This window comes from Aestuariivirga sp. (assembly GCF_044239095.1).
Classification (GTDB): domain Bacteria; phylum Pseudomonadota; class Alphaproteobacteria; order Rhizobiales; family Aestuariivirgaceae; genus Aestuariivirga.
In genome coordinates this window covers 1-3,236 of record NZ_JBIICB010000369.1, presented here as the reverse complement: position 1 = coordinate 3,236, position 3,236 = coordinate 1, and the positions used below count along the sequence as shown (strand labels likewise).

Annotated in this window: 1 protein-coding gene and 1 pseudogene; both read left to right on the top strand. The window is 63.3% G+C overall.

The window, feature by feature from the left end; genetic code table 11:
• Positions 1–752: 752 nt before the first annotated feature.
• Entirely contained in the window at positions 753–2,996 is a 2,244-nt protein-coding gene (parC, locus tag ACILRA_RS21305; RefSeq protein WP_395664051.1) for a DNA topoisomerase IV subunit A, read from the top strand.
• Positions 2,997–3,027: 31 nt separating this feature from the next.
• Positions 3,028–3,236 (top strand): annotated as a pseudogene (locus ACILRA_RS21300) (histidine phosphatase family protein); the annotation flags it as partial.

The window sequence follows — 3,236 nt, the reverse complement described above, 5'->3', positions numbered from 1 at the left end:
TGGATGAGGGCCTGCTTCAACATCGGGACTCGTGGAGAGATGCCCTCATCCGCCCTTTCGGGCACCTTCTCCCATCGCGTTGCGACGGGAGAAGGGAAAATTATTGAGACCTGCATTCCCTTCTCCCGTCCGAAGGATGGGAGAAGGTGGCCAAAGGCCGGATGAGGGCCTGCTTCAACATCGGGACTCGTGGAGAGATGCCCTCATCCGCCCTGCCGGGCACCTTCTCCCATCGCGTTGCGACGGGAGAAGGGGATAAGCATCTCCCAGCTTTCCCTTCTCCCGTCCGCAGGATGGGAGAAGGTGGCCGAAGGCCGGATGAGGGCCTGCTTCAACATCGGGACCCTTGGAGAGAGGCCCTCATCCGCCCTTTGGGCACCTTCTCCCATCGCGTTGCGACGGGAGAAGGGAAAATTATTGAGACCTGTATTCCCTTCTCCCGTCCGAAGGATGGGAGAAGGTGGCGCGAAGCGACGGATGAGGGCCTGCCTCAACATCGGGACTCGCGGAGAGAGACCCTCATCCGCCCTACCGGGCACCTTCTCCCATCGCGTTGCGACGGGAGAAGGGAAAATTATTGAGACCTGCATTCCCTTCTCCCGTCCGAAGGATGGGAGAAGGTGGCCGAAGGCCGGATGAGGGTCCTCTCCCACTGCACATCCGTTCACTTTCCGTTCGTCTTTCCGCCACTTGTGGGCTAAACAGCGCCGCGATCCAAATCCCCATGATGGAAATGCTATAAGCCCCGAATCATGAGTAAGCACGTTCCCCCGCCGGAAGGCCCGAAAGACATCCAGAAGATCGACCTCAAGGAAGCCCTCGAGGAACGCTACCTGGCATATGCGCTCTCAACCATCATGCACCGGGCGTTGCCTGATGTGCGTGACGGCCTGAAGCCGGTGCATCGCCGGTTGCTGCATGTGATGCAGATGTTGCGGCTCGACCCCAACGCGGCGTTCAAGAAATCGGCCAAGATCGTGGGCGATGTGATGGGCGGCTATCACCCCCATGGCGACCAGTCGATCTATGATGCGCTGGTGCGCCTGGCGCAGGACTTTTCCTCGCGCTATCCGCTCGTGGACGGTCAAGGCAACTTCGGCAACATCGACGGCGACTCGGCTGCGGCCTACCGCTACACCGAAGCGCGCCTGACGGAGGTTGCCAAGCTGCTGCTTGAAGGCCTGGACGAGGAGACAGTCGACTTCCGCCCCAACTACGATGGCTCGCTGCAGGAGCCCGTGGTGCTTCCGGGCGCCTTTCCGAACCTTCTCGCCAATGGCTCTTCGGGCATTGCGGTCGGCATGGCGACATCCATTCCGCCGCACAATGCAGCGGAGCTCTGCGAGGCGGCACTGCACCTGATCAAGAGGCCCAACGCCACGGACGAAAAGATCGCCCAGCTCGTGCAGGGCCCGGACTTCCCGACGGGCGGCATCATCATCGACGACCGCGCCTCGATCGCCGAGGCCTACAGGACGGGCCGCGGCGGGTTCCGCGTGCGCGCGCGCTGGACGCAGGAAGAGCTGCCGCGCGGCGCGTGGCAGATCGTCGTCACTGAGATTCCCTATCTCGTTCAGAAGAGCCGGCTCATCGAGAAGATCGCGGAGCTGCTCACCGCAAAGAAACTGCCGCTCTTGGCCGATGTGCGCGATGAATCGGCGGAAGATGTCCGCGTCGTGCTCGAGCCCAAGAGCCGCACGGTCGACCCGACGCTGATGATGGAGCAGCTGTTCCGCAACACCGAGCTTGAGGCGCGCATTCCGCTCAACATGAACGTGCTGAGCCACGGCAAGGTGCCGAAGGTGATGAGCCTCAAGCAGGTGCTGCGCGAGTGGCTGGACCACCGCAAGGAGGTGCTGGTCCGCCGCACCAACTTCCGGCTGGCTGAAATCGCGCGCCGCCTCGAGATCCTCGAGGGCTATCTCGTTGCCTACCTCAACCTCGACGAGGTGATCCGCATCATCCGCGAGGAGGATGAGCCCAAGGCCACGCTGATGGCGCGCTTCTCGCTCACCGACAACCAGGCCGAGGCCATCCTCAACATGCGTCTGCGCGCCTTGCGCAAGCTGGAGGAGATGGAGATCCGCGGCGAGCACCAGAAGCTCGTGAAAGAGCAGAAGGGTTTGAAGGCGCTCCTGAACTCCGAGGACGACCAGTGGTCGCGGATTGCGGAGGAGATCAAGGGCGTGAAGGAGAAATACGCCAAGAAGACGCCACTCGGCCGCCGCCGCACGGATTTCTCCGAAGCGCCGGAGATCGACCCCGATCTCGAACAGTCGATGATCGAGAAGGAGCCCGTCACCGTGGTCTGCTCCGAGAAGGGCTGGATCCGCACCATGAAGGGCCACATGGAGGATGTCTCGGGCCTCACCTACAAGGACGGGGACAAGGGCCAGTATACATTCCACGCCATGTCGACGGACCGGGTGATGGTGTTCTCGTCATCCGGCAAGTTCTTCACGCTCGACGTGGCCAAGCTGCCGGGCGGACGCGGGCACGGCGAGCCGGTGCGCCTGATGTGCGATCTCGATGCGGCGGACTCAATCGTCTCGCTCTTCGTGCACCAGCCGGGCACCAAGCGGCTGCTTGCCTCAACCGAAGGCGATGGCTTCGTCGTCTCCGAGGACGAGTGTGTGGCAACGACCCGCAAGGGCAAGCAGGTGCTGAACGTGAAGGCCCCGGTGGAGGCCTGCGTCTGCGTGCCGGTTCCGGAAGATGCAACCCACGTGGCCTCGATCGGCGAGAACCGCAAGATGATCATCTTCAAGCTCTCCGAGGTTCCCGAAATGGCGCGCGGCAAGGGTGTGCGCCTGCAGCGCTTCAAGGACGGGACCTTGAGCGATGTGCGGGCGTTCAAGTTGAAGGACGGCCTGTCCTGGACCGATAGCTCGGGCCGCAACTTCGTGGTGACCGACCTGCGGGACTGGATCGGCGAGCGCGCGCAGGCTGGCCGGCAGCCGCCGACGGGCTTCCCGAAGCGCAACAAGTTCAGCTGAACCACTGCGGGCCGGGCACGTAGAAAGCGGCATGATGAGACGCCGCACCCTCCTGCTTCTGCCCCTTTGTGCCTGCTTCTCCACCGCGCATGCGGAGGAAGATCCCTGGCGGATTCTGGGAGAGCCCGGCGCCATCGTTCTTTTCCGCCACGCGAATGCGCCTGGCACGGGCGATCCGGCTGGCTTCGTGCTCGGCGATTGTTCCACCCAGCGCAACCTGGACGGCCGGGGGCGGGCCGA